Below are 25,356 nucleotides of genomic sequence, written 5' to 3'. Positions count from 1 at the left end.
CTGTCTGCTCTTGTTCTCGTCGGTCTGTCCCTCTCAAAAGAACGTGTGCGATGACGAGCATGGAATCTATTTTAAACGAGTCCACTTGATCTTCTAAGTCCCCAGCTGCAACTCCATATTACCAGAATTCCACACAGAACCCACCACCGATCCCAGGCGCTGACCCGCCGATACTGGACAGGACGACTTTCCTGTAAATGCTGCTTGAATTTCTCTCCGAGATCGCCAAGGTCTTCAGCCTTGACGACCATTCCATCACTCAATTCTGCAATACGGTTCATCAAGTCAGGTCTGGCAGCTGTCTCAAGTTTTTCACGCATATCAGGACGGACATCGAATGAGACTTTTCTTGTACCGGGAAGGCTTTCGGGATCACCTGTCATTGTCAGCTCATAATGTCCAGATTCGGGTTTGCCCAAAAAAACTTGATACACACCCGGTTCGCTTCCTACTGGAATTGGTTGCGCAGATTGCAAGAGCTCTCCGTTTTCGTTCCTGAGTTCCACATTCGGCATCGGAGTAGAGTCTCCATCTTCTCGTTTCAGAACAACAGCTGAGACCGCTTCTCCTTCGGTATAGGTAACACGATCCATTTGTAAGGAGACCTTCTCGCCGGGGAGCAGGCCACCGCTCGACAGAACCCAGCGAATCAAACTTTGCCAGAGTGTCCCATACACAGGGTCGTGTTCCTGGTACTCCGGGGATAAGAAGGCCCAACGCCACATTCCTGCACCTTCGATGACGACGACTTTTCCTGTTCCATACGGTTGGTAAGTGAGGACCGGAGTCGTTGTCGACTGGTCTCCGCGGCCGAGGACGACAGCTAACGGTTTGATCGATTCAGTAGTGCTGGTTGTTGAAAGAGAGGGGAGTTTTGAAAGGGTGTCCCCGCCGCCAAGTCGCAGCCAGCTCAAATCGTCACCTCGCTCTGTCACCTGAACACGAAATCGAGATTCGTCCTGACCAGCACGTCGCCCCCACCGCAACGGGAGAAGTCGCGAAAGTTGTCGATTCGGTTCCGCGACGGGAGACCCACGGTAACAGACCAGTGACCCACCATTTTCAGAGAGCCAGGTGCGAATATTTTCGATCGCTTCGTCCGAAAGGTAAGTTTCCGCTTCGCGTCCCAAGAACAGAATCTGATAATCTCGCAGCTTCTCTAAATTCAATAGAATCGATTTTTCATCAGTGACGAGTTCAGTCGTCTCGGTTCTTTCGAAGACTCTATTCATCGGAGAGCTTTTTTGCTCAGCTTGCCCAGCCTGTTCAGTTGTTGTGGTTTTCTCGTTGGGTGGGGGGGAATCTTCATCTTCTTTGAGTTCAAGTCGACGCCACAAAGATCGGTCTGATGTAATCCTGACTAAGCAATCGAGTTCCAGCGATGGATCATCAGTCAACATGCGCAACAGGAACTTCGCATCCCAATACGGTTTCCCTTCCAGCACGAGAGCTTTTACCGGTTCATCAACAACCCGAACCTGAAATGTCGTCGAGTTGTTCGCAGTGGTTGCTTCACCCGGTAGAGATTTGACTTTAACTTGATACTGAAATAACCCGACCTCTTCAGGAGTGATCAGGTATGAAACCGGAGTCGTCGTTCGTGGTTCAATCCTCACTTCTCGGTTCGAGATGACTTCACCATCCGATTCGAGAACGACCGTGACACGATCACCGATGAGTCCATGCTGGTCAATCTCTACAGTAATCGGAACTGATTGCCCGACGAAAACCAACTCTTGTGATCGAGGAACATGAACTTCGATGTCTCGGACTGTTGTTTGTCCTCCGATTGTTGTTGCGTAAATCGGCGCATCCCATGATCGTGACAGACTGGCCGCTTCCAACACCTGATTGGCATCGCCCGATGCGTTGTGAACTCCATCGCTAATAAGCAGGATCGCTTGCCCTTGCGGTCGGTCACTCACCAAAGAATCGAGGATTGGCGCGGATAGATTCGTCCGTGAACCGGAAGGAGTGAAACCTTCGAGTTCTTCGACTGTCGTTGGGCGAACCTCATCGGCGAATCGCTGAATACGGATGTCAAAGGTTGTTTTTAGTTTTTTCGCGACAGCTTCCACCAGCCGATTCGCGTCGCTGAAACGAGTGGAATTCACTTCGCCATCAACAGTCAACATGCTCTCCGACTGATCAACCAGTATTGTGAGCAGTGGTTTCCCTGCAGGAGGCGGGAGCGCTTCCAGCCAGATTGGATTGAGCAAAACTGTGAGGACTAAAATGATCCCGAGTGCGCCCAGAAAAGAGATGATGCTCCAGATTGGAAGCGGACAAGTGCTTGGTCTTTTCCAGACGTACCAGCTCCATAACCCGATCGACATAATTGCCAGAGTGACCCAGGCAACAGGTGCGAGCAGTGGTTCAAAGGAAAGAGACATTTGATAAAGGAGTTCAGGGTTGGAATTTCGAATACGTAAGGTTCATCGTTGAGCAGGAAATCGATTTATGGTTATGTTCGGAAAATTTTTAATGTGAAGAGTTCTCCCATCATGCAAAATAAAGTACCAGCAGCGAGCCAGACCCAAAGTGTATCTTGCTCTTCGTTTGTTAATGAGGAGCCTGCTTGATATGTCAGTTGCCGTCCGCCGGAAAGACGCTCTTTGAAAACGTTACCCGGGATCATTCGCAAGTCTGATTCAACCGCCGGTATCGATGTCGCGATGGCAGCGACAGGTCTCTTTTCTAAGAGAACCTGATACACTCCAGGGGGGCCCGCTTTAGGAACCTCCCAAGCGATGCCAGTTGGTGTGGCGTTCAATTTTCCGCGTATCTCTGGGTCGGTAATCTCACTTCCGCCGGGGCCGATGAGTTGTAAGTCTTCGATCCGTTCTTCACCGACAGCGAGCGTGAGCGTGAATGGTTCACCGCATGGAAATGTCTGCTTGATCTGCTGACCGCTAGCCAATTCTTCGGAGATTAACTCACCAATGAGCGGTACAAGAATCGGCGTCCGGGCAAGGTTGGAACGTTCCAGGTCAACATTGAGTACCGCAAGTTTTCCTCGTCCTGTTGACGTGATTGTCAGGAAAGCTGACTGATCGCTCAGTGTTCCGCGAATATCTTCTTTCAGTCCATCTGCAAGTGGACGTGAAATCAATCCACCTTCAAACTGCAGCGACTTCAGCGCGGCTGCGAGTTCGTCACCAAAAGCTGAGAAGGGGGAACGTCGACGATCCACATCGGTGAGAAACCTTCGACTGCCACTTCGATCGCTGGATAATGGAGCAAACTCCACAGGCATCCGTGCTGTCGCCCCCAACGCCTCAGCAAGATCCTTCAAGTTAGAAGCGTCAAGTGGATCAGTAGCAACATAGAGAAGGCTTACACCCCGTTGAACCATTGCTGCCAGTACGGCAATTGTTTGACGTGATAATCTTCCAGGACGAACAATCAGGACGACATCGGATGAACGCAGGAGGTCCACATCAGGATCAGCGGCGTCGATCCAATTTGAATTTTGTAGCGTTGAAGCGACTCCGGTCGCTTCGACGGAACGCTCCAGAAAATATGCGGAGGAAGCAACTTTGTTCCGTTCTTCACGTGTCAGATAAGAGACACGCGGTTGAGGATGGACCTCTGTTGCGATTGCCCGGACATCGTCGTTCGGTAATGAATCATTTTGGCCGACAATTTTCGCTTCCCCAATTTGCCAGCCACTTCCCGGAGTTGGAACCCGACCGCCCAAGGTTGACTTAGCACGAGCAGGAACATGTCCTTCAAATGGAAAGACGACGCTTCCCAGTGAGAGTTCAACTCGTGTGTGTCGCGGAGTACTGGAATAGTTTGCGATTTCGACGGTGAATTGTGTTTCTTGACCCGTTTGAACACGTCCACCGGGAGAAACGTTCAAGATGGCAAGGTTGGGGACATCCTTCTCGTTGGTGACAGTTTTGAGTTGAATGTCACACTCTTGAGGAAGAACTGAGAAGTCCGCGGAAGTCCAGTTGGCTCGCTGAAAATCAGAGTAAATGACCAACTCGAGTTTGGCTCCAGCCCCTGACTGAGCCAGCATTTCACCGGCAAGATTGAGTGCAGGTTGGACGCGAAGTTGCTCGGGCCGGACAGTTGATTTCTGTAAGGCTTCTCGGAGGGCACGTAAATTCGTTGTCGGACCAGCAAAGACCGGAGAAGGACTGGCAGCCGCGAGCAACAGGTTAGCCTTCATAGAGTTTTGAAACTTGACAGAATCCAACGCAAGCGGGCGTGCTCGTTCGAAGTGGGCGATTCCTCCACTACGAGCTGCCATGCTTTGGCTGCAATCGAGAAGCACAACCCGAACGATATTCGCGGGAGCTTCGTCAGCGGCTGCGACGACTTTCTTATTCATCAATGGGCGGGCAATTGCAAAAGCCAGCAATAAAATTGCAGCTGTTCTCATCAGGAGAACGAGAATGTCACGGAGTCGGTATCTCGCTCGACGCTGCTGAACTGCGCCGCGAATAAATCTTAACGTCGAGACCGGCAGGCGGACTGGTCGCGGACGCGTCAACCAGTGAATCAGCACCGGCAACCCAGATGCAAAGATTCCGATAAAAATTGCCCAGGGGTGTGTAAACATAAGATCAAGGAAGGGGAATTGAGATACTGATATGCTTGTGCTCGAAATGCGGAGTGGAATCTCCACCTCGAGGTTGAGCTCTCACCTTATCCGCTCCTTTCAACTAGAAAACTACCGAGGATACTTAAATAGGACTGCGATGTTGAAACAAGCCGGTAGTCACAGCCCGCCGACAACGCGTAAGAACGGACCATCGCGAGATGATTCGAAAACTGCTTGGCGTATTCGTCTCGAATGTGCGCAGGTGAGCAGTCAATTCGCCCCTCGCCCTCGAGACCTTCAAACCGATAGGAGCTTCCTTCAGGGAGTTGCTCTTCATCAGGATGAACAAGATGCAATAGGATGACTTCAAATTGTCGGTGACGAAATAATCGAATGGCTGCGAAGAGATCGTCGAGGTCATCGATTAAGAAATCAGACATGAGAGCAAGGACTCCACGTGAAGGAGTCCGCTCAAAAAGTTGCCGCAAACCTGGTGCAAGGTGCAGAGTCGGAGAGGTTTCAATCTTCTCAATCGTTGACTGGCAATGCCTGACGTGAGTCACTGTCCCACCGCAGGGGATGGACTCAATTAACTGATCACCAAGAACTGCGAGCCCAACTTGATCCTGTCCGTGTGAGATCACATGCGAAAACCCGGTTGCCAGATACTGGGCATACTCGAGCTTTGATCCCGTTCTGTTTGATGAACTTTTCGCTCCGAACAACATCGAGGCACTGGCATCAATCGCCAGCGTGCAAAGCAGGTTTGTTTCGTCCTGGAACAAACGAACATACGACTTTCCGGTGCGTGCATAGACCTTCCAGTCGAGGCGACGAAGATCTTCTCCGGGAGTGTATTCTCGATAGTCGACAAACTCGCCCGATCCCCCTTTTTGACGAGAGGCGTGCCTTCCACTGTAGGCCCCCTCGATGCGGTGACGAGTCGTAAAACGCAACTGCTCCAATGCCGCTAAAGCTTGTAAATCCAGAAATTTGGAATCTGTTGCAGCTGCCATGAAAACTCTTTTGCCCAGCCTGAGTTCTATTCAGAACATTTTCAATGTTTTTGTGCCCGTGAAGTTCGCTCTCTTAACTTTACAAGCTGCTTGCCACGAGGCAGTACACAATGGCTCATACTTGACTTTCCTGAAACATTTTCAATGTTTTTGTGCCCGCGAAGTACGCTTTAGTAACTACACAGGCAGCTTGCCATGAGGCAGTACGTAAAGGCCAATATTTGGATTGCTTTAGAAATGATTTTCAAGCCCGGGGTTGTTCTCTTAAATATTGAGGAAGGAGATCATTTCAAAAGGCTCCGAACTGGTTCTCAATTTTTTCTCAAATGGTTCTTAATCAGGTTATCTATGTCGGTGTTGTCATCGGGACTCATTTTGTTTGTGTCACTCAAGCTCTTTGAGCAGATTCTTAATCACTGTTTCTGTTGTCACACCATCTCCAATTGCGCGGTGATTCACAACAACTCGGTGACGTAATACAGGTACGGCAACATCACGGATATCTGCGACAGTGGGAGCTGTGCGGCCTTTTAAGAGTGCCCCCGCCTTGGCGGCTGTGACGAGGCTTTGTGCTCCACGAGGTCCCGCTCCCCAGGCGACATAATCTTTTGCGAACTGCTTAGCTGTCGGTTCGTCCGGTCGAGTTGCACCGCAAAGTTGAACGGCGAACTCCGCGACGTTTTCAGGAATCGGAACGGACCAGACAAGATTCCGCAGTTGGAGAAATGTTTCTCGATCAAAAGCTGCCGCGGGGATGGCTGGTGTCGCCCCTGAGGTCTTCATGACAATTTCTTTTTCCTGCTCAGGTTTGGGATAACCGATGCGGATTTCCATCATAAATCGATCGAGTTGAGCCTCTGGAAGAGGGTAGGTTCCTTCTTGTTCGATCGGGTTTTGCGTCGCCACAACAACAAATGGTTCTTCAAGATGATGCGTCTGCCCTCCGACAGTAACGTGTCGCTCAGCCATTGCTTCTAACAAAGCTGACTGAGTTTTCGGAGCTGCGCGATTGATTTCATCAGCCAAAACAAGGTTGGAAAAAACCGGTCCGGGGCGGAAAGTGAGCTGTGGCGAACCATTTTCAGATGATTTCCCAAGCAGTTCGTAACCAGTAATATCCGACGGCATCAAGTCGGGGGTGAACTGAATCCGTGAGAATTTCCATTGAAACGCGGCTGCCAGTGCTTTCACCATCAAAGTTTTGGCAAGCCCTGGAACACCGACGAGCAGAGCATGAGAGCCTGTTAAAGCGCAGGTCAGCAGCAAATCAATCGTTTCGTCCTGCCCTACAACGGTTTCGTGGAGTCGGTCGCGGATCTCTTTGACCCGGGAGGCAAACGCCTGGATTTCCTCTTTCGCGATATCCGTTGAAGCAAGACTCATGTGTGATCACCAGTTGAAGATGTGCCCTATTAGTGAATACGTGAGAGAGAACGGATTCGTTCAAAGATTTTCGAAAACTTTGAGAATGAAAAGAAATTGTTGAGTCGTCGATCTCTTTCAAATGTGATATTACGGAGAGGAGAGAGGAAATTTCAATGGAGTGGCAGAAAATACGATGAGTTCAGGCAAGGCCGTATTCGAATTGTTTTGCTGAGCAGTCCGACTCTGGTTTCAAGTTATATGCATGTTCGATATCGATGACTTATCGAATCAGGTAAATTCTATTCTGGACAGGTTTGTAGTTTCTGGCAGACAGCTGAGATGAGTGACTCGCAAGTTCTGATTGGAATAGTGTTTCTCGGAATCGCAGGATGGTTCGTCTTATCAGCGATACGACCGAAGTCCGCAATTCGCCTCATCATCGAAGGTTCTAATCTTGTAGATTCGCATGGAATCAGCTCGCGTGCGAGATCTCAAATTGAAACGTTCGTGAAGCAGGATCTCGACTATACAGGGAGGTTGAAGGTGACTGGAAACCCTGACTCGCGAGGTCACGTTCATCTGAAGTTCCGCGGAAGAATTGATTCCGGAACGCAGCAGCAGATACGAAATTTCCTGCTGACAATTTTGTAATTGCGTGGGCAGGCTTTTCTTCACAAGGACCAGAAGGGCTTACGCTTTTCGAATAAAATGGTCCGCGTAGCTCCTGACTTCGTGACCGTTCAAAATGTGGAACATTCGAAGTTGTTGAACTGTTTCTCCGCTGAAACCGTTGAGCGGAACGTGGACCAGTTTCTTTCCATACCGTTTAGCAAGACGTCTCCAGGCAACGCCCGGCGCTGCATTCGCGAGGACAGCGATGTGTCGCTCTTTTGAATGATGGCAGGCTGCAATCAACAGACGTTCTTCAAGAGTGTCGACCACGTCAAAACGCGGATCTTTCCAGACATCCGGTACGGGACGCGGAGGAAAGAGGAACATCGCTCCCCCGTAAGTCGACATTGCAATCCCCGGTCCGACAAAATTGTCCTCGAAGGGGGAACCAAAGAATGCGAGTGTGGACTCATCTTGATGCTCTGCATGCCAAGTCACCCGGAACGGATAATCGCGCGGATCGGCAGGGGAGTCGAAGAACATTAAAACGCAATCGAGGCTGCCTCGGCTCGGAGGGTTCTCTTTGACGAAGAGTTCTCCGGTATGCCAGTTTCGCAGTGTCTCTCGAATATCGAGCCCATCTTTAATACTTGATGTGAACTTCTCCACCTTGGCAAGATCGTTGCCCATCAAGGAAAGTGCTTTATCTTTCACGTGCGTACGAAACCGCTCGATGGCAACATCTTCAGGAGGCCAACTGCAGTGGTTAAAAGGATTCCAGCGCATCGCCCATTTTTGTTTGTCGATCTCGGGAGGCTTGGTGTTGAGATCACACGAGCGCCAACTCGTCGGAGGTCCGGGGAGACGACATTTCATGTCAGCAATCTCGCCATCCGGAAGTTGCCCACGATCAATCGACATTTTGAATCTGCCATATGGCAAATTCTCGGAAAATTGATATTCGCGTGCCACTTCTGCCAGAGAGACTGCAAACAAGTCACCCATCATCTGCTTCGCTGCGATGATGAGCGTGTACAGATCGGGAGTCATTCGACGTTCGACGAGACTTAAGTTTCGGACGTATTTTAAGTAGGTCCGCATCAAATGCGGGGAGATCGTCCGTCCACGTTTCTGGTGCTCGGATTTGTACTTTTCACGAGCGGTCAGAATTAATTCTTTAATGCCATCCACGGAGAGATTTTCATCATCGTCAAGTGAATAACGTGACTGTTCGTAAAGACTGGTGACGAAGGGGAGTTCTTCCAGTAGGAAAATGAGGGTCTGCGGATCGACCTGATAGAGATCGGTTTCGTAAACCGGTTCGTGGTTGAGATCTTGCGGTTCGTTGGCGAGATACGCTTCTCGTATCCAGGGCCAATCGATGATTGAGCAAACGAAAAGAACGGACTTGAACTGGGTTTCGAGTTCGCGAAGTCGCCGAGCCATCCATTGGATACGCTGCTGGTGTTGTTGCGATTTCGGTCGAGATAAAAATGGCAGAACGGCAGCGGCATACTGTTCGGGCTTGACTCGTTTTAAGGCGTAAGGATCAGGGAAGAGATCGGTTTGGACTTCGAAAGATTCAACTTCCAGGTCAATAAAGAAACGCGGGAGATGCTCCTGCATCGCGAGACGAATAGCAGCGATGACAGGTTGACATGGATCAATCGGGACATAGCTCGCGCTCTTCTCGTCCTCGTCGTTCCCCTCTGGACTCCACTCGGTGTTGAATCCTTTTGATTCGTCCTGAACGACAATGGTTACATTCGGTAAGTGTGCGACTCCCTGTTCTACGTCGTATTGAAACGACTCCGGGAGCGGAACTGCGAGACAATCGAACGCTTCTCCAAGCATGGTTTCGCGGACTTGAATCGCAAAGTCTCCACTGCCGTGAACGACCGGGAGGCAGCTGATTCGATCACTCATTTTCAGAACGGGGTGCATAGCAGGTGATTGCTTTTAATGTTGACCGATTGACACGCGAATGGAGAGGCTTGACTGTTTGTTAGTCTTCGGGATACGTAAGTTGACCAGTCTCAATGTAATTATCGATGACCTGAGGGTATTGGTCAACGACATTCAGAATTTCCCACACATCTTCAGGTTTTCGGAACAAAAACATGGAATCGCGGTCGTCTGCCTTGGCCTCACGTGATTGAATCAGCAACCAGTGTTCAGTTCGAACGGCTCGTTCCTGCTCCGAGGCATATTGGATCTGACCAGTCACGAGTTGATCTCTCCAGCTTGAATAGGCCTCTGGAGACTCAAGAAGATTCGAAACGAGTTCGAGGATTTTCGAAGTGGTGATTAACTCCATCCGTCGACGGGAAAACTCTTGTTGAGGTAACTTCACTATGAGCGGGACATGTGCTTCGATCTCTCCAACAGTGAAGCCGTCTGCGGAGGTTTTTTTTGCGGACGTGTCGTTTGACGACGAGTCGTTTTCAGTCTGGAATTCCTGGTAGTTCCCTCCTTCAATTGCTGTCAGAATAACTGCCGTTGGTGAATCGCAAGAGGCCAACACTTCTAGTAGCTTTGAGACAATGCCATCCGCTTCAGCTGGTTGAATTTCACTGCCGAACTGGAGTCTCTGAGATTGGCATTCGTCATTCCGGAGCAGGTCTTCGAAGTCCAAATTCTCCCACTCGTCGAGAGTGTTGATCCGCGTCACGTTTGTTGAATTCACCCATTCGTCGAGCAGTTCACAAGATCGATCAGCAAAACAGCTCGTGAAGAGATCTGAAGTAGTTGCGAACTCGTCAATCCCTGGCGTGGGGAAGCCACTGCCATAGCATCCCAATGATGCGGCAGAAAGTTTTTCAAAAAGCAGAGTGACCGTCTTCATGGAATCAGTTGGCCACAAAATTCAGAATGCGGACAGCCGGTTTCAATCCATAATCCGACTCTTTTGAAGAAAGACGAACGCTGATCGTGTGCTTTACGTTTTTCAATTGGTCATCAAAGAGGACTGTTCGAGGATAGTGCAGCCCCTTGCTATAACGATGTGAAAGGTTGAGTTCCTGCCAATCGCCAGAGTCGATTTTGTATTCCAGAGTTCCAGCATCGGGACCGGCGACACATTCGACTCCCACGGCACTTCCGGTGAATGAAAACGACAGCCCGCTTCCCGGAACTGTGCAAGTTATGAGATCTCGATTTTGATGACGGCTGCGAACCGAACCTTCAATCGTTTTCCAGTCAGGAGCTTGAATGTTCCACCCCGGCCCGAGCTTTAGATCTTCTCGCGGGACGTAATCACCACTGGTATAACTTTGCGGATCGAGGAGTTCTGGAAGTTTTTTAGGTGTTTGCTTTGCATTCGCTGGGAGTTCATTTGCCCAGGCAGATTCGAGAGTCTTTGCGATCATGCTGGTCGGGATGGCGTTCCCGAATGGGGCAGGGTGGACACCCCCATAATCTTTCCAGGTCAGTTTCTTCTCGTCGATTCGGTCTGCAACTTCTTGAGCGAGGTGAATTGTCGTCGCCCCGTAATGTTGTGCGACAGATTCATGAGCTTGAATCGAAACAGGTGTTTCGCCTCGTTGAAGTTTCTCCAGCATCTCCGGATTCACGAAATAAGTGACAACAATCTCAGCCGTGGGGGAATGCTGAAGCGTGTGGCGGATTAAACCTTCCATTCCCCGACGAGCTTGTTCGAGAGAATGAGCCGCATCCTGATCGTCGTTGACTGCAAATTCGATAAAAAGAAGATCGACCTTTCCATGCACCAAGACGTCATTTCGCAAGCGAAATGCTCCGGCAGTTGAACAGGTAGACGAAATCCCGGCATCCGTGAAGGTGAATTCTGTCTCAGGAAATCGCTGGGTCAGGTAGTCCATCACCATCGGCCGATACCCATTCATCTCGGTGATCGATCCGCCAATAAACGCGACATGACCAGCTTGATCACGTTCAAAACTGATTCGCGAGTTGTGGAAGTCGCTACGTTGCGCAACATTCGTTGGGCGAGCCTGCTCTTCAGAATTGCCAGAAGAGGTGATTGCGAACAGTATTAGGAGGACACGACCAAGGGGGAGTAACGGGTTCGAATGCAGCATAAAGAGACGGCGTGATGAGATGAAAAAAATCGGGACATTGGAAATCTTCTCGAATCATACACGCAATTGCAAACCGCATCACTTCGGAATCTCGATCACCTCAGATTCTGCTCGCTTCGAGATTTTGGACGGTTCTGATTCCGGGGCTGGTTCTGTCGCTGTGTCTGGAACATACTTGTAGACACCCCCATTGCTGGCAGCGAGTTGTTTCAGCATTTTTTCGCCTTCAGCATCACCGAAGCAGATCGTGTTTATTGTGATGCGATCCCGATTCGCTTTCGTCACGCTTTTGACAACGCTGAAGTGGAAACGCCCATCGGTCAGAAAGTAGATCACTTCTGGACGCAACTTAAGTGCCATGTGTAACGCGGCTTCAGGTTCCGTGGTTCCAGTAGCCTGTCCGGGTGCCATCCAGGTGAGATATGTTTTTTGATTCGCAGGCGTGGCACTGACCAATCGATGTGCCGGCATGGGAACTGCGATGTCATGAAAGAAGATCATGAAGAATTTTTCGGATTCAGTCATGCGTCCAATGGTACGGACTAATTCCACTTTCACTCTGCCGAACCGTGTTTTGTACGGATCTGGGAATGGATGATTCATGCTGCTCGAAGCATCCACGACAAAGACCACACTGGTTCCGTTCAGATTCAGTCCAAAGAAGTCACCGTTCCCCTGGCCTGAACCTTCTCCTCCATCACCCTGACCGCCTCTGTTCGCCTCAGAGCTTTTCAGCATCGATGAAATATTCTCAGACATGTTCCCGGCTGCCTGGCCGATGTTCGCCAGATCGAGCGTTGTTGCTTGAGTGACATCTGGAGTCGCATCGATGGGGGCGTTTGTCACGGTCGAGAGAAATTTTTTATCCAGAGCCTCAGACGCTCCGGATGAACTGCTAATGTCGTTGTTGAAAGTTTCTTGTTCGATCTGGATTGGATCAACTTCCGTCGAGATCGGAGAGAAGTTTGCAGCGATCGTGTTGACCGAATCTTTGTTCTGAGTCGGGAGTGCTACAAATGCCAGTGTGGCGATCAGTGTGAGATGTAGAATTGCCGAAGCCGCCACTGAAGTTGTTGGCTCCAGAAGCTTCTGAGAAGAGATCGAAATTGCCTCTTTCGGTTCGTTCATAACTTTCGAACATTCACCCTGATCAGATTCGCTGCGACATTTCCGGGAGCCGAATTCAATGCGCAAACTAACGTGTTTGCGTTATTAAAATCGGCAAATGGTGTCTGTTCCCCCTAGTGAATCACGATAACCTGTTACAAACCATGTTGCAAAATGTAATTTGTCGAATAGTTGAGAGATCCACCAGTGAAGGTGTTTCGATAATAACGGTTATTCAGGGGTGTTCTCCATCTCATTCCGATGATTTCGGCGAGTGACTCATTGAGGGTGTTGGTGTGTGGGCTTCAGAACGGATTGTTGATTGGCGAGAATTGTTGTCGTGAATCGCCAGAATCGAATCCGATCTGATTTTCAGATTCTGCCTCGTGGTGAGCTGTTGATGAAGTTCTGGAAGCGATCTTTGCAAAGCCTGCAAGTGTTGAAAAAGACTGCAAGCATTTAACAATGGATGCTCGATAAGGGATGAAATGAGTACTGAAATTCAGACTGGCGGCAGTGACTCCAAAGGACCAGAGAGAGTGGACTCACAATCGGAAGGAACTTGTATTGTCTTTTTTGATGGAGTTTGCGGTCTATGCAACGGGACCGTGAATTTTTTGCTCAACCATGATAAAAACCGTGCTTTGAAATTCGCACCTTTACAGGGAGAGACAGCTCAGCGTCTCCTGCCTCAAGATCAACGTGACTTGAATTCGATTGTCTTTCTGGAAGGGAAGAACACCTGGCGGTGCTCGTCAGCGATCACCAGAATTTTCTGGAAACTTCCGGTCCCATGGTCAATATTGGGGTCACTTCTCTGGGTGATTCCGAAACCGATTCGGGATTTCGGATACAGGATTGTCGCTAAGTCGCGTTATCGAATCTTCGGAAAAAAAGAGACGTGCCGCATGCCGACTCCTGAAGATCGGGGACAAATGCTTGAGTAAAAGAGTTTGGCTCGGCACCTTGTGAAGTGCAGAGCCGAAAACTGTTTAAGGAACTTTGCGGTTTGTTGATTCGAGCTGATTTAACGCGCGATTGATGACTCGAACGACATATTTCCCTTTAGCGTAGAGGTCAGGTCGCGGCTTCAAAGCTGAATGCATTTCCTGGATGACGGGGAGCGCTTGCTCGTCGATTTCATCGAGAACGATCGCAGCGTTGAGGCGTTCCCATTGCTCTCCGTTTCGAAGATGTTCGACAAGAACCGGTAACGCGGTTTCAGGTTGCTCCATTCGGCATAATGCCCTTGCTGCTGCAATCTGAACAACTGGTGAATCATCGGTCTGTAAGATCTCTTTTAGTTTCTGGTCCGCTTTGACTGCTGGCATGCCGATATTTCCCAAGCCTGTTGCGCCCCAGTATCGAACAGCAGAGTCCTCGTCATCGAGAGCTGCGATCAAATCGTTGGTTGCACTTTCACCAGATGAGGCCAACGCGGCTGTTTCCGCAAGGCGATCGGCAGCTGCCTCTGCGTTCTTTCCTCGCAGGATTCCGTAACGGTGGCCGATTTCTTTTTCTCGCTCAACAAGAATTGGCTCAGCGACCAGGCCGAGGTCTCTGGTTTGTTTCACCCAATTCAAATGAGCGTTACGAAGTTCCGTAAGGATATCAGCGTATTCAGGTTGATCAGCGAGATTATTGAGTTCGTGCGGATCGGTTTGGCAGTCGTAAAGTTCTTCGACAGGTTTGGTTGGCGTGAAGTAGAAGTTGGCTGCGGGCCGGAGATCGCCAGCTTCGTGTCGTTCCCGCAGGACTTTCATCGTCGCTCCGGTTTCGGGCGTGTTCATGTACTGGTAAAACGTTTTGAGCGGTTCGTAATTTCGAATGTATTGATACCGTTGATTTCGAACCATGCGGATGATGTCGTAGCGTTCATCCATTCGGTCTCGTGCTCCGAAAACATATTTCCTTGGCGCTGGGAGGTCTTTCCCGAGAAACGGCTCTCCCTGAACGTGTTCAGGAATATTGACGCCAGCAAGATTGAGAACCGTTGGTCCAAAGTCGATGGAGCTGACAAGCTGATCGACCACCATGCCCGGCTCGCCCTGATCTCCGGTGCGGTACTTTTCCGGAATGCGAACGACCAAAGGAATATGAGTTCCAGAATCGTACAGCCAGCGTTTCGCTCGCGGTAATCCGACACCATGATCGGACCAGAAGAAGATGATGGTCTCCTCGTAGAGGCCGTCATTTTTTAGTTGCTGAATCAAATTTCCCGCCCAGGCATCCATGGCGGTAATCAGTTCGTAATTCCGCTTCCAATCTTCTCTCGCGATAGGGGAGTCTGGATAATACGGAGGAAACGTTGTCAGCTCGTCGGCGTTCTGTCGTTGATCTGGAGTGAGATCTTTCGTTACCGATCTATATTTCTCTTCCGAAGCAATCCCACTTTCGTGGCAGCCTGTAAAGTTGAAAACCGAGAAGAACGGCTTCGATTTGTCCTCTCGGTTTCGCCAGTGAGCTTTTCGGTTCGAGGCGTCCCATGTTCCGGAAGGGGGTTTGAATTGGTAGTCCTGCTTCGAGTTGTTTGAGCAATAGTATCCGGTCTGTCGCAAGTAGGTCGGGAACGGTTGAATCATCTCGGGCAATTTCGCGACGCAACGCATGTGTTGGGTTCCGAGTGTCGTTTGATACATCCCTGTGATGATTCCGCTTCGGCAGGGAGCACAGACACCGGCAGTCGTGAAGGCGTGTGTGTAGCGCATCCCTTCCTTTGCCAGTTGGTCCACATTTGGAGTGATCGCATGCGGATCGCCATAGCACTCAAAATGGGCGCTGATGTCTTCTGCCGAAATCCAGAGGATGTTCGGCTTTGTGTTCTCCTCATCGGCGAAAAGAGCGGTGGGAAGAAGGAGTGCGAGCGCGTAGAAATATTTCATGATCACAATTGAGATAGAGTCATCAAATGGAAAAAGAAGTCATGAAATCATAGCACGATGAAGGCCGTCTCGTAAAACATGTCAAGCTTTCAATGAAAGTGCTTTCACGAAGCGATGCTGATTTCTAAGGAACATCATTCAGGTACGAAACGAAAGCCGGTTTGGGTTTGCTAGAACTCGCTGCAATTTCGTGAATGGGTAGTTACAATCTCACGACTCTTAGCATTTTCAATTGACGAATGGTTTTGCGATGCTCGGTCCTTGCAAAACAGAGACCCGGACAGGATTCCCGATGAAACTCAATCGACGTGACGCACTGGCTGCAACTGTGGCAGGAACGGTGGCAGGAATTGTTTCCGGAGCTGGTGTGATGACTGGTTCCGCTCAAGCAGAGGTCAAAGAGAACAAGTCGACAATACGATTTTGTCTGAACACAAGTACGATTCGAGAAAAGAAGCTGCCCATCGAACAGATTGTCGAACTGGCTGGGGCAGTTGGATACGACGGAATCGAGCCGTGGATTCGGGAGCTGGAGGCATACAAGGAATCCGGGAAATCACTCCCTGACCTGAAGAAGAAGCTTGCTGATAGCGGCTTGCGTGTTGAAAGTGCGATTGGCTTCGCTCGCTGGGTTGTGAACGACGATGCCGAGCGTGCTAAAGGGGTCGAGCAAATGAAACGTGACATGGATCTCGTTGAAGCAATCGGCGGAACACACATCGCGGCTCCCCCGGTCGGCATGCACGGCAAAGACTCCCCCGACCTGGACCTGTTCGCTGCGGCAGAACGGTATCATACGATTCTGGACGTCGGTCGCGAAACTGGCGTGACGCCGCAAGTCGAAATTTGGGGGCCAGCCAAGAACTTGTCTCGTCTCGGAGAAGCCGTTTTTGTCGCAGTCGAGAGTGGCCACCCCGATGCCTGTGTTCTGCCTGATGTCTATCACATCTTTCGTGGAGGCTCGTCCTTTGATGGGTTAGGCTTACTCAACGGTAACGCAGTTCATTGCTTCCACTTCAACGACTATCCTGCGACTCCAGCGCGTCTGGAGATGAATGATTCTAACCGCGTCTACCCCGGTGATGGCGTGGCTCCGTGGAAGCAGATTCTCGGGTTGCTCTCCTCGATTGGATTTTCTGGAGCCGTTTCGCTGGAACTTTTCAATAAAGAGTATTGGAAACAAGACCCGGAAATGGTGATGAAGACTGGCCTCTCGAAGATGAAATCGGTCTTTGCGAATCAGAACTTATGAAGCAGCTTCGATGCATTGGGGCCTGTTGATGATTCCAGAAGTCAACAGAGCGACACAATCCGACTTGAATGAAGAATCATCACGATTCAAGCCTGTTGGCAGTTTGTCTGTGCTGCCAATTCGCGTATTCTGTATGTACAGTCGCAAATTCTTCTCTGCGACTCGATGGAGCGAAGATTCGAGACAGGAAAGCTATGAGTACAGTTCGACAGGACCGATTGGCCTCAGATTACGCGGAGATCGAGGAGTACGCTCGCCTGCACCCGCGCGTTCGTATTGTTCAGGTCGAAGGTTCGCCACCAGAACGATACGAAATAGAGTACCGGATCAGCAGCTTGGTGAAATCGGGAACAGAGGTGAAAATCAAGAAGAACCATCTTGTTGAGATCGTTCTTCCTGGAAACTATCCCAGCACGCCGCCCAGAGTCTCGATGCTCACTCCAGTTTTTCACCCAAACATCGATGACAAGTCGATCTATCTAGAAGAGCATTGGACGACTGAGACGTCGCTCCAGTCTGTTGTCATCCGGGTCGGAGAGATGCTCGCTTTTCAGAGATATCATCTCGATTCTGCAAATCAGCGGGATGCAGTGGAGTGGGTGAACAAGCATATCGACCAGATTCCAATGGATGAAATCGACATGCACGCCTTCGTTCAACCGCAAGAGGAGAATGAGTCTCGTGAATCTATTCCGAAACCACAGGCGAAAACGACTCCATCCCTGAACGTCCCAATCATCGACCCAATCCCTGATTCTGTCAAATTGACGTGCCCTGAGTGCAAATCAACATACACTGTTCGACGAAGTGCAGACGGAAAAAAAGTTCAATGCAAGAAGTGTAAGAAAATATTTCTTGTGAAGCTCTGAGAGTGGACGGAGACGACCGACGCGAACTTCAAGCGGGCGAGTTAACCGCCGATGGAATGCATCGGGCGTTTCGGCTGAACGAAGTCTGCGGCATTGATATGGTGTCCGGCCCACTTCGCTTGAATGCTCTCTCGAACGGCGGTCACGATCTCGTCATCGAGAGCATCACCCCGCAAAAGTTGCTTAATGTCTGTCTCTTCAAGGCTAAACAGGCAGTTTCGAATTTTGCCGTCAGCTGTTAGACGGAAACGATTGCACTGTTCACAAAACGGTTGGCTCACTGAAGGAATAAAACCGACTCGGCCATGCCCATCTTTAAACTGATAGTCCGTAGAAGGGGCGCGGGGATCGGGATTTCCAACAGGCACCAGCGGCATCACTTCTTTCGAGAGAGTCTGAATGATCTCAGAGGAGAAGAGAACTTTTTCACGTTCCCAAGCTGCATCGGCATCGAGCGGCATGTATTCAATGAAGCGAATTTCGCATCCGGATTCCCGGGCGAATTTTCCAAACGGGACAATTTCCGACTCGGTGATTCCACGGATTGAGACGGCATTGATTTTGATTGGATCGAAGCCGACCCGCTTGGCAACTTCAATCCCTTCCAGGACTTGCTCGTAACCTTCTCGTCGAGTGATTTCCTGAAACTTTACAGGATCGAGCGCATCTAAACTCACGTTCAATCGACGCAGCCCAGCGTCGTAGAGATCCTGCGCCTGATCAGCGAGAAGAATTCCATTTGTTGTGATCCCGATATCTTTGATCCCGGAAATCTCCGACAACATCGCCACAAGGTCGGCCAGATCCTTACGCACAAGCGGCTCGCCACCGGTCAGCCGGAGCTTGTTGATTCCCATTGGAACCATTAATCGTACGAACCGGACAATCTCTTCGAAGGTCAGCAACTTGTCCCGATGCATAAACTGCACGTTGTCCGCAGGCATACAATAAAAACAACGAATGTTGCAGCGATCGGTCACGCTGATTCGCAAGTTGTTATGCAAGCGGCCGAAGCCATCGATGAGTGGCAATTCTGGCGCAGTCATTCAACTGGTCCTGTATTCACTTTCTCAAGATGATTTGCCAATCGTTCAAGATGATCCCAGGAATACAGCCCGGTATGGTGTCCGTCGGACCATTTGATCTTCAGGGCATAATTCCCACTGAAACCGACTTCAGTCGGGTCGATGTCCTCAGGAACTGTGGCCGGATCGAGCATGCGCTCCCCCGTAAACTCATTCACACAGGCAGCACAAGGGCACTCGCATCTTAAGAACTTGAACGGATAACGGCTCGTTCGCTTTTCGTTCCAGACAATCTCGAAAACACCTTCTTCACGAAGGGCACGAATTTTTTCAGGCGCAAACGCCATAATACTCTCAGTCGTTCTGAATGATGTGGATTGGGATGGGGAGTTATCCGGGTTCGGATGTTGATCAATCAATCACAGAGAGCTGCTCGCTTCCCGGTCATTGACCCTTGGGCCTGCCCCCGTTACGTTCTCTATGAGGAGTCTATCGTGTCCGCAGTGTTAGTGGAAATTGTTTAGAACTGATCCTGAAACTTAAAATTGCTCTCTCAAATGTAAAGAAAAGCGGCGATTCCAGAAGTTTTCGGACTGGTTCTAGTCTGACAGAGTCAATTCTAACCCAGTCTAATCTAACACAATTCCTACGCTGCGTGAGAGAGCGGACAAAACGACCCGCGAATTGTATCATCATGTGTCGTGTCATCCCCTGAACACTCATCTTACGGAATGAGTCGTAAGAAATCACTCGATTTATGTATCGTCGCATCGGAGAATATGTCTCTTACGCGCCAATCTTCACAATTGGAGCTTGGCTCATCGTTGCGTTTTCCGCAATCTTGACCGCTCCGGCGACGTTAGACGTCTGGCAAGATGGGGAGTTTGCGTTTCTTCCGGAGAGTTCACCAAGTCGACGGGCGCAGCGACTGTTTCGAGATGCATTCCCTCCCACCGATGGAACGCGATTCGATTCTAATACCAATGTTGGGACTTCAGTTCAGCGTGACCCACTTGGAAGTAACATCGTTGTCGTTCTCTTTCGTGAGAATCGACCGGAAGGGCTCTCGAATGCTGATCGCTACTTCTTAAGTGAACGCCTCGTACCCCGTCTCGAATCAATACGTGAATCGACACCATTCAGCGATGCAGTCGATTCCGCCCAAACAAACACGAAGATCCCTGAGCCAGAACGTGTTGTTCGCAAAATCACCACGCCGAACGACAATCGCATCGGTTTCTTTTTGAAAAGCCTCGACAATCGTGCAGAGCTTGTCGTTCTCGAACTTAAAACGGAATTTCTGGATCGTCAGAACGGCTTGGTCGTTGATCGCGTCGAGAAGCTATTAACCTCTTCAGAGTTGATGCGTTCAAAACCGGTTGGATTGGCCATCGCAGTGAGCGGATCGGCAACGGTCGGTCGTGACCTGCTTCGAGCAGAAAGGGAAAGTGCGGAACGAACGAAGATGGCAACCCGTTTTTTGATTGTCGTCTTATTACTTCTTCTCTACCGCGCTCCTCTACTCGCCATGGTCCCGATTATCACGGTCGGTTTGGCCGTTGAATTCAGCATGGCGCTGTTGACGCATCTGGCGGATTTAGGATGGATTGGGCTGTTCAACGGGCTGGAGGTTTATGTCACAGTGGTCGTGTACGGAGCAGGCGTCGATTACTGCCTGTTTCTCATCGCACGTTATAAAGAAGAGTTGATCGAAGGCCAGTCTTATCCGGATGCGATCGTCCGTTCCATTCGCAAAATCGGGGCTGCTTTAGCGACCAGTGCCGGAACGAGCATCATCGGGATCGGGATGATGACGTTTGCGGAATTTGGGAAATTTCGCCAAGCCGGAATCGCCATCGCCATTGGTTTGCTGGTTGCAGTCTGCTTTGCTGTTACATTTGCACCAGCTTTACTGTTGTTGTTGCGACACTGGGCATTTTGGCCGGACATTCGCAAAGAGCGTCCTCAGCAAGAGGATGTATGGCTTCCTTCGACTAATGTCTGGAAAAAAATTCGTGAGCAAAGATGGCTCGATGAATTTTGGAACTTCACCGCTGGCTTCTTGAGGAAGTTTCCTGGTCGAATCTTTCTCTGTACGATTTTCATCATGCTCCCGTTTGCAATCTACGGTTTCTCCAAACAGGGCGATTTGAGCTATGGATTAATTACCGATCTTCCTGACGATGTGACAAGCGTCGACGGAGCCCGAGCAATTCAAGCTCACTTTCCGACTGGGATCACTGGTCCTGTTGTGGTCCTTGTTCAATTCAATCTGGAAGAATTAGAGAAGCAATTTCAGGGAGACAACCTGTCAGATGTTCGGACCGCCGAACGGTTGAGTCAACAGATGACAGATCATTTGAATACGGCGATCGGAGAATTGGATCAGGCGAATTTTCACATCGCCGATGTTCGAAACCAGACCGATCCGCTCGGGAAAGGGTTTCGAGCGAAGGAATATCTCGATTCACTCTCATCTTCATTTTCTGAAACAAACGCACGCAGGACCTTCTCGCATCGGACGTACACAAGTATTCGGGGGCAACATGCGGGACAAGTCGTACGGTTAGACTTTGTCTTGAGCACCGATCCGTTTGAGCGAATTTCTCTTCAAAAGCTCAGCGAAATCGAGGAACTTGTCAGGGCCTCCATTCCAGAACCGCTGCGCGGTTCTGCGGAGGTTCTTTCGCTCGGGCCAACCTCCTTGATTCGTGACCTCAAGTCGTCGACAGACCGTGACAGGATGCTCATCCATCTTCTTGTTGCCATCTCTGTTTATCTCATGCTGGTAGCTCTGCTACGGCAACCAGCGGTCTGTGCTTACCTGATCGCCACAGTTGTTTTCAGCTATTTTGTTTCCCTGGGGGTGACGTTCCTCTTCTTTTCCTTGCAAGGCTCCTCAGACGTCACCGAGATCGATTGGAAGGTTCCGATTTACCTGTTCACTTTCCTTATCGCAATGGGGGAAGACTACAATATTTTGTTGATGTCTCGTGTCGCTGAAGATCAAAAGCGGCGCGCTCCGGTGGACGGAATTCTCTCAGCTCTGACTCGAACGGGTAGCATTATTTCAAGTTGTGGGCTGATTATGGCTGGCACCTTTGCCACCATGATGTTTGGATCTTTACTCGGCATGGTCCAACTCGGATTTGCACTCGCGTTCGGAATTCTTCTCGATACATTCGTGATCCGTCCAATTCTGGTTCCTGCATGGTTAATCTTGGTGAACCGAGGCCAATTCGGACCTTTCGGGAAATGGCTGGGAGCTTGCCAAGTCGAAGAGTCAACAAACTTCAATCAACAGCTTGAGCCGCCGCACGAAGAAAATGATTCACTATGAAGAACCAGAATTGAGATCACGATTCCAGAAGTCTTGGAAGAGCTTATTTGGAGAAAATTCGATATCGGTCTGTAAGTTCTGCCTTGCGACGAGCAGATTCTGAATCCATGGTAGTGATCTTCATAGTCACGTCATGACTTGAACATGCTCTAGAAAACGATCTTTTTAACAATCGAATTCGAGCCGGTCCGAATTCCCGCGAATTGACTTTTCGTCTCTGCATCAGTTAGGTTCGCGTGCTTGTCAGTGTTGGTATTCGAACTGGAATGGAATTGGGGATGTCGAAATGAAACGGGTTGCAGTCGTGACTGGTGCCGGATCAGGGATTGGCCGTGCTGCCGCCTTGGCTTTGCTTGAGAACGAATTTCATGTTGTCTTGGTCGGTCGCCGTGCAGAGGCACTGAAGGAGAGCGCACGCCGCGCCGGTGAGGCGAAATCGCGAACTCTTTCAATCACTGCTGATATCGCCAAACCTGATGAAGTCCAGAGATTGTTTGGGCGAGTCGAATCTGAATTTGGGCGTCTTGACCTTTTGTTCAACAATGCCGGGAAGGGTGCCCCCGCCGTTCCGATGGAGGAATTATCATTTGAAGACTGGCAATCCGTGGTGGATGTGAACCTGACAGGAGCGTTTTTGTGTACTCAGCAAGCGTTTCGGATCATGAAGAAACAAAGTCCTCGTGGGGGGAGAATCATTAATAATGGTTCGGTCTCTGCTTACGTTCCGAGACCTTTCTCCGCTCCATATACAGCCACGAAGCACGCCATCACCGGATTAACGAAATCGACCGCGCTTGATGGTCGGTCGTTCGACATTGCCTGTGGACAAATCGATATCGGCAACGCAGCCACAGAGATGACCGAAAGAATGTCTCAAGGAGTTCCTCAAGCGGACGGTTCCATAGCCAGCGAACCGACCATCAATGTCCAACATATCGCCGATGCAATCGTTTACATGGCTGGACTCCCCTTGGGGGCGAACGTCCCCACAATGACTGTCATGGCAACCGGAATGCCGCTTGTTGGGCGAGGATAACAACCTTCGATTCACTCTACTGCTGTCGATTGAAATTGAAAAGTCTCAAATTTCTGGGAATTATTCAGGCGGTGAGTCTCTCTATCTTAATGAGACCAACGGGGCTGTTAATGAGTTTCGCTGGTTTATGAAAATCTGCACCAGGTGATCGCCTGTGTTGCGGACCCGCTGAATTTCTACGCCTCAATTCTGTCGTCATCACGAATCGATCTCGGTCACCCGTTTGGGAGATGAAGGTATGTCGCTGCGCATTCAAGCTTTCGTTTTCGTTCTTCTTCCGTTTCTACTTGTCGGATGTGGGGACGAGTCAGCTTCCCCGCAACTCCACAATGGGCAGTCTCTGGAACCCCACGATACGGGCTACGCGGCTGATCAATTCGTAAGTGAAAGGCCGGAAGAGGATCACTCTGACGCTGCAGCGAGTCCCGCTCACATCTCACCTCACCCGTCATCAGAATCGATTCCTGCAGCACGTGATGAATCGAAACATGTCAGTGAGAATATCACTGAATTGTCGGTCATCCGGCAACCTGTCACTCGTCCTGCTGTCGACACTTCAGGCGAGAAGTATGCAGAGATCACGGAGACTGGATTTCAATCCGTTGTTCAGCGTCCGCTTTCCACCTTTTCAATTGATGTCGATACTGCATCGTACTCAAATGTTCGCCGGTTTTTAGAGAGTGGGCAGTTGCCACCAGCGAATGCTGTCCGGATTGAAGAATTGATCAATTATTTTTCTTATGAATATCAACCTCCCAAAGATGGCCGCCCGTTCTCTGTGAATACCGAAGTGGCGAATTGCCCCTGGGATCGTCAACGGCAACTCGTTCGCATCGGGCTGAAAGGGCAAGTTGTTGAAAAAGCGGAACGGCAATCTGCAAATCTTGTTTTTCTGGTCGACATTTCTGGATCAATGCGACCTGAGAACAAACTTCCACTCGTGAAACGTTCGCTGCATCGCTTGCTGGAAGAACTCAATGAACGTGACCGAGTTGCCATTGTGACCTATGCCAGCGGAGTCCAGATTGTGCTGTCACCAACTCCAGCCAATCGACAACATCTCATCTCGCAAGCCATCGACGGTCTTCATGCAGGTGGTTCGACGAATGGGTCTGCTGGACTACAAACTGCTTATCAAGTGGCGCGACAGCAGTTTGTCAAATACGGCACCAACCGTGTGATACTTTGTTCGGACGGCGATTTTAATGCTGGGATCACCAACGAAAGTGACCTTGTGAAATTGATTTCGCGTGAAGCTAAGTCGGGGGTTTTCCTAAGCGTGTTGGGATTCGGAACCGGAAATTATCAAGACGCCATCGCAGAAAAACTTGCGGATCACGGAAACGGGCATTATGCCTATATCGATTCCTACTCAGAAGCACGCAAGGTGCTCATCGATCAGATGTCAAGCACTTTGGAGACCATCGCCAAGGATGTCAAAATTCAAGTCGAATTTAACCCGGCTCATGTCGCTTCCTATCGATTGATTGGATACGAAAACCGAACGCTCGCTGCACGTGATTTTCGTGACGACCACAAAGATGCCGGAGAGATTGGAGCTGGTCACTCTGTGACCGCGCTTTATGAAGTCGTTCCGGTTGGAGTTTCTGGCCCAGATTCACAGGTTCCTGAATTACGGTATCAACAACCCAAACGTATTCCTGTTGAAAAGCATGGAGATGAACTGTTGACTGTGCGGTTGCGTTATAAACTCCCCAGCGAAGACCATGGGAAAGAGTTCACACACACAGTCGTAAACAGCACACGCCGATTCGAAAAAGCCAGCGCTGATTTTCGCTTCGCGGCAGCAGTGGCAACTTTTGGGATGATTCTGCGAGACTCAGAATTTGCTGAGCACCTCGGCTGGGATGATGTTCGGAACTGGTCTCAATCTGCTCTCGGACAAGACAAGAAAGGTTATCGGATCGAATTTCTAAATCTTGTCTCTCTCGCCGAACAAATGGTCCATCGCCCACATGCTGATGAAGCAGGAATTCACTCAACGACAGACGGAGTCTCCTACATCGATTATGAACCAGCAGCAACAAGTTGGGAGCAATTCGGGAGACTTTCTGGCTCGTTTGATGCTGGGAAATTTGTCACGCTGGTCGTGATTGTTGGGGTATCGTATGGGATTGCAACGCTACGAAACATCTCCTGTTGATCGAATCAAGTTCGCTGCAGGAGATTCTTGCTCGGGCGTTTCAAAATTGCGTCGGTAAAGAGGAGTAACTTTGCC

General features: G+C 49.9%; 17 protein-coding genes. 6 read left to right on the top strand and 11 right to left on the bottom strand.

Annotated features, from left to right (window positions below):
- Positions 1-71 precede the first annotated feature (71 nt).
- The 8 genes from Mal48_RS10840 to Mal48_RS10800 all read right to left on the bottom strand — a co-directional run bounded on the left by Mal48_RS10840 (position 72) and on the right by Mal48_RS10800 (position 12,734).
- Positions 72-2,393 (bottom strand): vWA domain-containing protein, encoded by a 2,322-nt coding sequence (locus tag Mal48_RS10840; RefSeq protein ID WP_145198872.1) that lies wholly within the window; start codon positions 2,391-2,393, stop codon positions 72-74.
- A 71-nt stretch (positions 2,394-2,464) separates the two neighbouring features.
- Positions 2,465-4,573, bottom strand: a complete 2,109-nt coding sequence (locus Mal48_RS10835; RefSeq protein ID WP_145198869.1) for a vWA domain-containing protein — start codon at positions 4,571-4,573, stop codon at positions 2,465-2,467.
- A gap of 86 nt (positions 4,574-4,659) precedes the next feature.
- Positions 4,660-5,571 carry a DUF58 domain-containing protein gene (locus tag Mal48_RS10830; RefSeq protein WP_145198866.1) on the bottom strand — a complete coding sequence of 304 codons (912 nt, stop codon included), beginning with the start codon at positions 5,569-5,571 and terminating at the stop codon, positions 4,660-4,662.
- Positions 5,572-5,955: 384 nt separating this feature from the next.
- Positions 5,956-6,954 (bottom strand): AAA family ATPase, encoded by a 999-nt coding sequence (locus tag Mal48_RS10825; protein ID WP_145198863.1) that lies wholly within the window; start codon positions 6,952-6,954, stop codon positions 5,956-5,958.
- 672 nt (positions 6,955-7,626) lie between these two features.
- Complete coding sequence (locus tag Mal48_RS10815; protein WP_231739989.1) at positions 7,627-9,474, bottom strand: hypothetical protein; 1,848 nt, start codon at positions 9,472-9,474, stop codon at positions 7,627-7,629.
- Between the two features lie 79 nt (positions 9,475-9,553).
- Complete coding sequence (locus Mal48_RS10810) at positions 9,554-10,234, bottom strand: hypothetical protein (RefSeq protein WP_145198854.1); 681 nt, start codon at positions 10,232-10,234, stop codon at positions 9,554-9,556.
- Positions 10,235-10,397: 163 nt separating this feature from the next.
- Positions 10,398-11,606, bottom strand: a complete 1,209-nt coding sequence (locus Mal48_RS10805; RefSeq protein ID WP_145198851.1) for an SGNH/GDSL hydrolase family protein — start codon at positions 11,604-11,606, stop codon at positions 10,398-10,400.
- Between the two features lie 78 nt (positions 11,607-11,684).
- Positions 11,685-12,734, bottom strand: a complete 1,050-nt coding sequence (locus Mal48_RS10800; RefSeq protein ID WP_145198848.1) for a vWA domain-containing protein — start codon at positions 12,732-12,734, stop codon at positions 11,685-11,687.
- Positions 12,735-13,201: 467 nt separating this feature from the next.
- On the opposite strand from Mal48_RS10800, the gene Mal48_RS10795 reads away from it, so the two are divergent.
- Positions 13,202-13,660 (top strand): thiol-disulfide oxidoreductase DCC family protein, encoded by a 459-nt coding sequence (locus Mal48_RS10795; RefSeq protein ID WP_145198845.1) that lies wholly within the window; start codon positions 13,202-13,204, stop codon positions 13,658-13,660.
- Between the two features lie 45 nt (positions 13,661-13,705).
- Here Mal48_RS10795 and Mal48_RS10790 read toward each other — a convergent pair whose 3' ends face one another.
- Positions 13,706-15,595, bottom strand: coding sequence for a sulfatase-like hydrolase/transferase (locus Mal48_RS10790; protein WP_145198842.1), 1,890 nt, complete (start codon positions 15,593-15,595; stop codon positions 13,706-13,708).
- Between the two features lie 292 nt (positions 15,596-15,887).
- Between Mal48_RS10790 and Mal48_RS10785 the strand changes: the two genes are divergently transcribed.
- Together Mal48_RS10785 and Mal48_RS10780 are read left to right on the top strand one after the other, a co-directional pair.
- Positions 15,888-16,847 carry a sugar phosphate isomerase/epimerase family protein gene (locus Mal48_RS10785; RefSeq protein WP_145198839.1) on the top strand — a complete coding sequence of 320 codons (960 nt, stop codon included), beginning with the start codon at positions 15,888-15,890 and terminating at the stop codon, positions 16,845-16,847.
- Positions 16,848-17,041: 194 nt separating this feature from the next.
- Positions 17,042-17,716: a ubiquitin-conjugating enzyme E2 gene (locus Mal48_RS10780; RefSeq protein ID WP_197442247.1), complete on the top strand. Its 675-nt coding sequence runs from the start codon at positions 17,042-17,044 to the stop codon at positions 17,714-17,716.
- Between the two features lie 41 nt (positions 17,717-17,757).
- Here Mal48_RS10780 and moaA read toward each other — a convergent pair whose 3' ends face one another.
- Positions 17,758-18,762 (bottom strand): GTP 3',8-cyclase MoaA, encoded by a 1,005-nt coding sequence (moaA, locus tag Mal48_RS10775; RefSeq protein WP_145198836.1) that lies wholly within the window; start codon positions 18,760-18,762, stop codon positions 17,758-17,760.
- On the bottom strand, positions 18,759-19,088 hold the full coding sequence (locus tag Mal48_RS10770; protein ID WP_145198833.1) for a DUF971 domain-containing protein: 330 nt from the start codon (positions 19,086-19,088) through the stop codon (positions 18,759-18,761). Before Mal48_RS10770 ends, moaA begins: the two co-directional genes overlap by 4 nt.
- Positions 19,089-19,498: 410 nt before the next feature.
- Here Mal48_RS10770 and Mal48_RS10765 point away from each other — a divergent pair, with 410 nt between their 5' ends.
- From Mal48_RS10765 to Mal48_RS10755, 3 genes are all read left to right on the top strand, one after another.
- Positions 19,499-22,081 carry an MMPL family transporter gene (locus Mal48_RS10765; RefSeq protein WP_145198830.1) on the top strand — a complete coding sequence of 861 codons (2,583 nt, stop codon included), beginning with the start codon at positions 19,499-19,501 and terminating at the stop codon, positions 22,079-22,081.
- Between the two features lie 286 nt (positions 22,082-22,367).
- A complete protein-coding gene (locus Mal48_RS10760) occupies positions 22,368-23,117 on the top strand; it encodes an SDR family oxidoreductase (protein WP_145198827.1) in 750 nt (249 codons plus the stop codon).
- Between the two features lie 238 nt (positions 23,118-23,355).
- Positions 23,356-25,281, top strand: a complete 1,926-nt coding sequence (locus tag Mal48_RS10755; protein WP_145198824.1) for a vWA domain-containing protein — start codon at positions 23,356-23,358, stop codon at positions 25,279-25,281.
- Positions 25,282-25,356: the final 75 nt, after the last annotated feature.

The sequence above is a fragment of the Thalassoglobus polymorphus genome (assembly GCF_007744255.1).
GTDB classification, from domain to species: Bacteria; Planctomycetota; Planctomycetia; order Planctomycetales; family Planctomycetaceae; genus Thalassoglobus; species Thalassoglobus polymorphus.
Note: the sequence above shows the minus strand (reverse complement) of the source record. Positions and strands in the feature narration are given on the sequence as shown.

Excerpts from the sequence above, each read along its gene's own strand:
- Mal48_RS10830 (WP_145198866.1), bottom strand. The coding sequence starts at position 5,571 with ATGGCAGCTGCAACAGATTCCAAATTTCTGGATTTACAAGCTTTAGCG.
- Mal48_RS10795 (WP_145198845.1), top strand. The coding sequence starts at position 13,202 with ATGAGTACTGAAATTCAGACTGGCGGCAGTGACTCCAAAGGACCAGAG.
- Mal48_RS10790 (WP_145198842.1), bottom strand. The coding sequence starts at position 15,595 with ATGAAATATTTCTACGCGCTCGCACTCCTTCTTCCCACCGCTCTTTTC.
- moaA (WP_145198836.1), bottom strand. The coding sequence starts at position 18,762 with ATGACTGCGCCAGAATTGCCACTCATCGATGGCTTCGGCCGCTTGCAT.
- Mal48_RS10760 (WP_145198827.1), top strand. The coding sequence starts at position 22,368 with ATGAAACGGGTTGCAGTCGTGACTGGTGCCGGATCAGGGATTGGCCGT.
- Mal48_RS10805 (WP_145198851.1), bottom strand. The coding sequence starts at position 11,606 with ATGCTGCATTCGAACCCGTTACTCCCCCTTGGTCGTGTCCTCCTAATA.
- Mal48_RS10765 (WP_145198830.1), top strand. The coding sequence starts at position 19,499 with ATGTATCGTCGCATCGGAGAATATGTCTCTTACGCGCCAATCTTCACA.
- Mal48_RS10780 (WP_197442247.1), top strand. The coding sequence starts at position 17,042 with ATGAGTACAGTTCGACAGGACCGATTGGCCTCAGATTACGCGGAGATC.
- Mal48_RS10755 (WP_145198824.1), top strand. The coding sequence starts at position 23,356 with ATGTCGCTGCGCATTCAAGCTTTCGTTTTCGTTCTTCTTCCGTTTCTA.
- Mal48_RS10815 (WP_231739989.1), bottom strand. The coding sequence starts at position 9,474 with ATGAGTGATCGAATCAGCTGCCTCCCGGTCGTTCACGGCAGTGGAGAC.
- Mal48_RS10835 (WP_145198869.1), bottom strand. The coding sequence starts at position 4,573 with ATGTTTACACACCCCTGGGCAATTTTTATCGGAATCTTTGCATCTGGG.
- Mal48_RS10785 (WP_145198839.1), top strand. The coding sequence starts at position 15,888 with ATGAAACTCAATCGACGTGACGCACTGGCTGCAACTGTGGCAGGAACG.
- Mal48_RS10770 (WP_145198833.1), bottom strand. The coding sequence starts at position 19,088 with ATGGCGTTTGCGCCTGAAAAAATTCGTGCCCTTCGTGAAGAAGGTGTT.
- Mal48_RS10825 (WP_145198863.1), bottom strand. The coding sequence starts at position 6,954 with ATGAGTCTTGCTTCAACGGATATCGCGAAAGAGGAAATCCAGGCGTTT.
- Mal48_RS10840 (WP_145198872.1), bottom strand. The coding sequence starts at position 2,393 with ATGTCTCTTTCCTTTGAACCACTGCTCGCACCTGTTGCCTGGGTCACT.
- Mal48_RS10800 (WP_145198848.1), bottom strand. The coding sequence starts at position 12,734 with ATGAACGAACCGAAAGAGGCAATTTCGATCTCTTCTCAGAAGCTTCTG.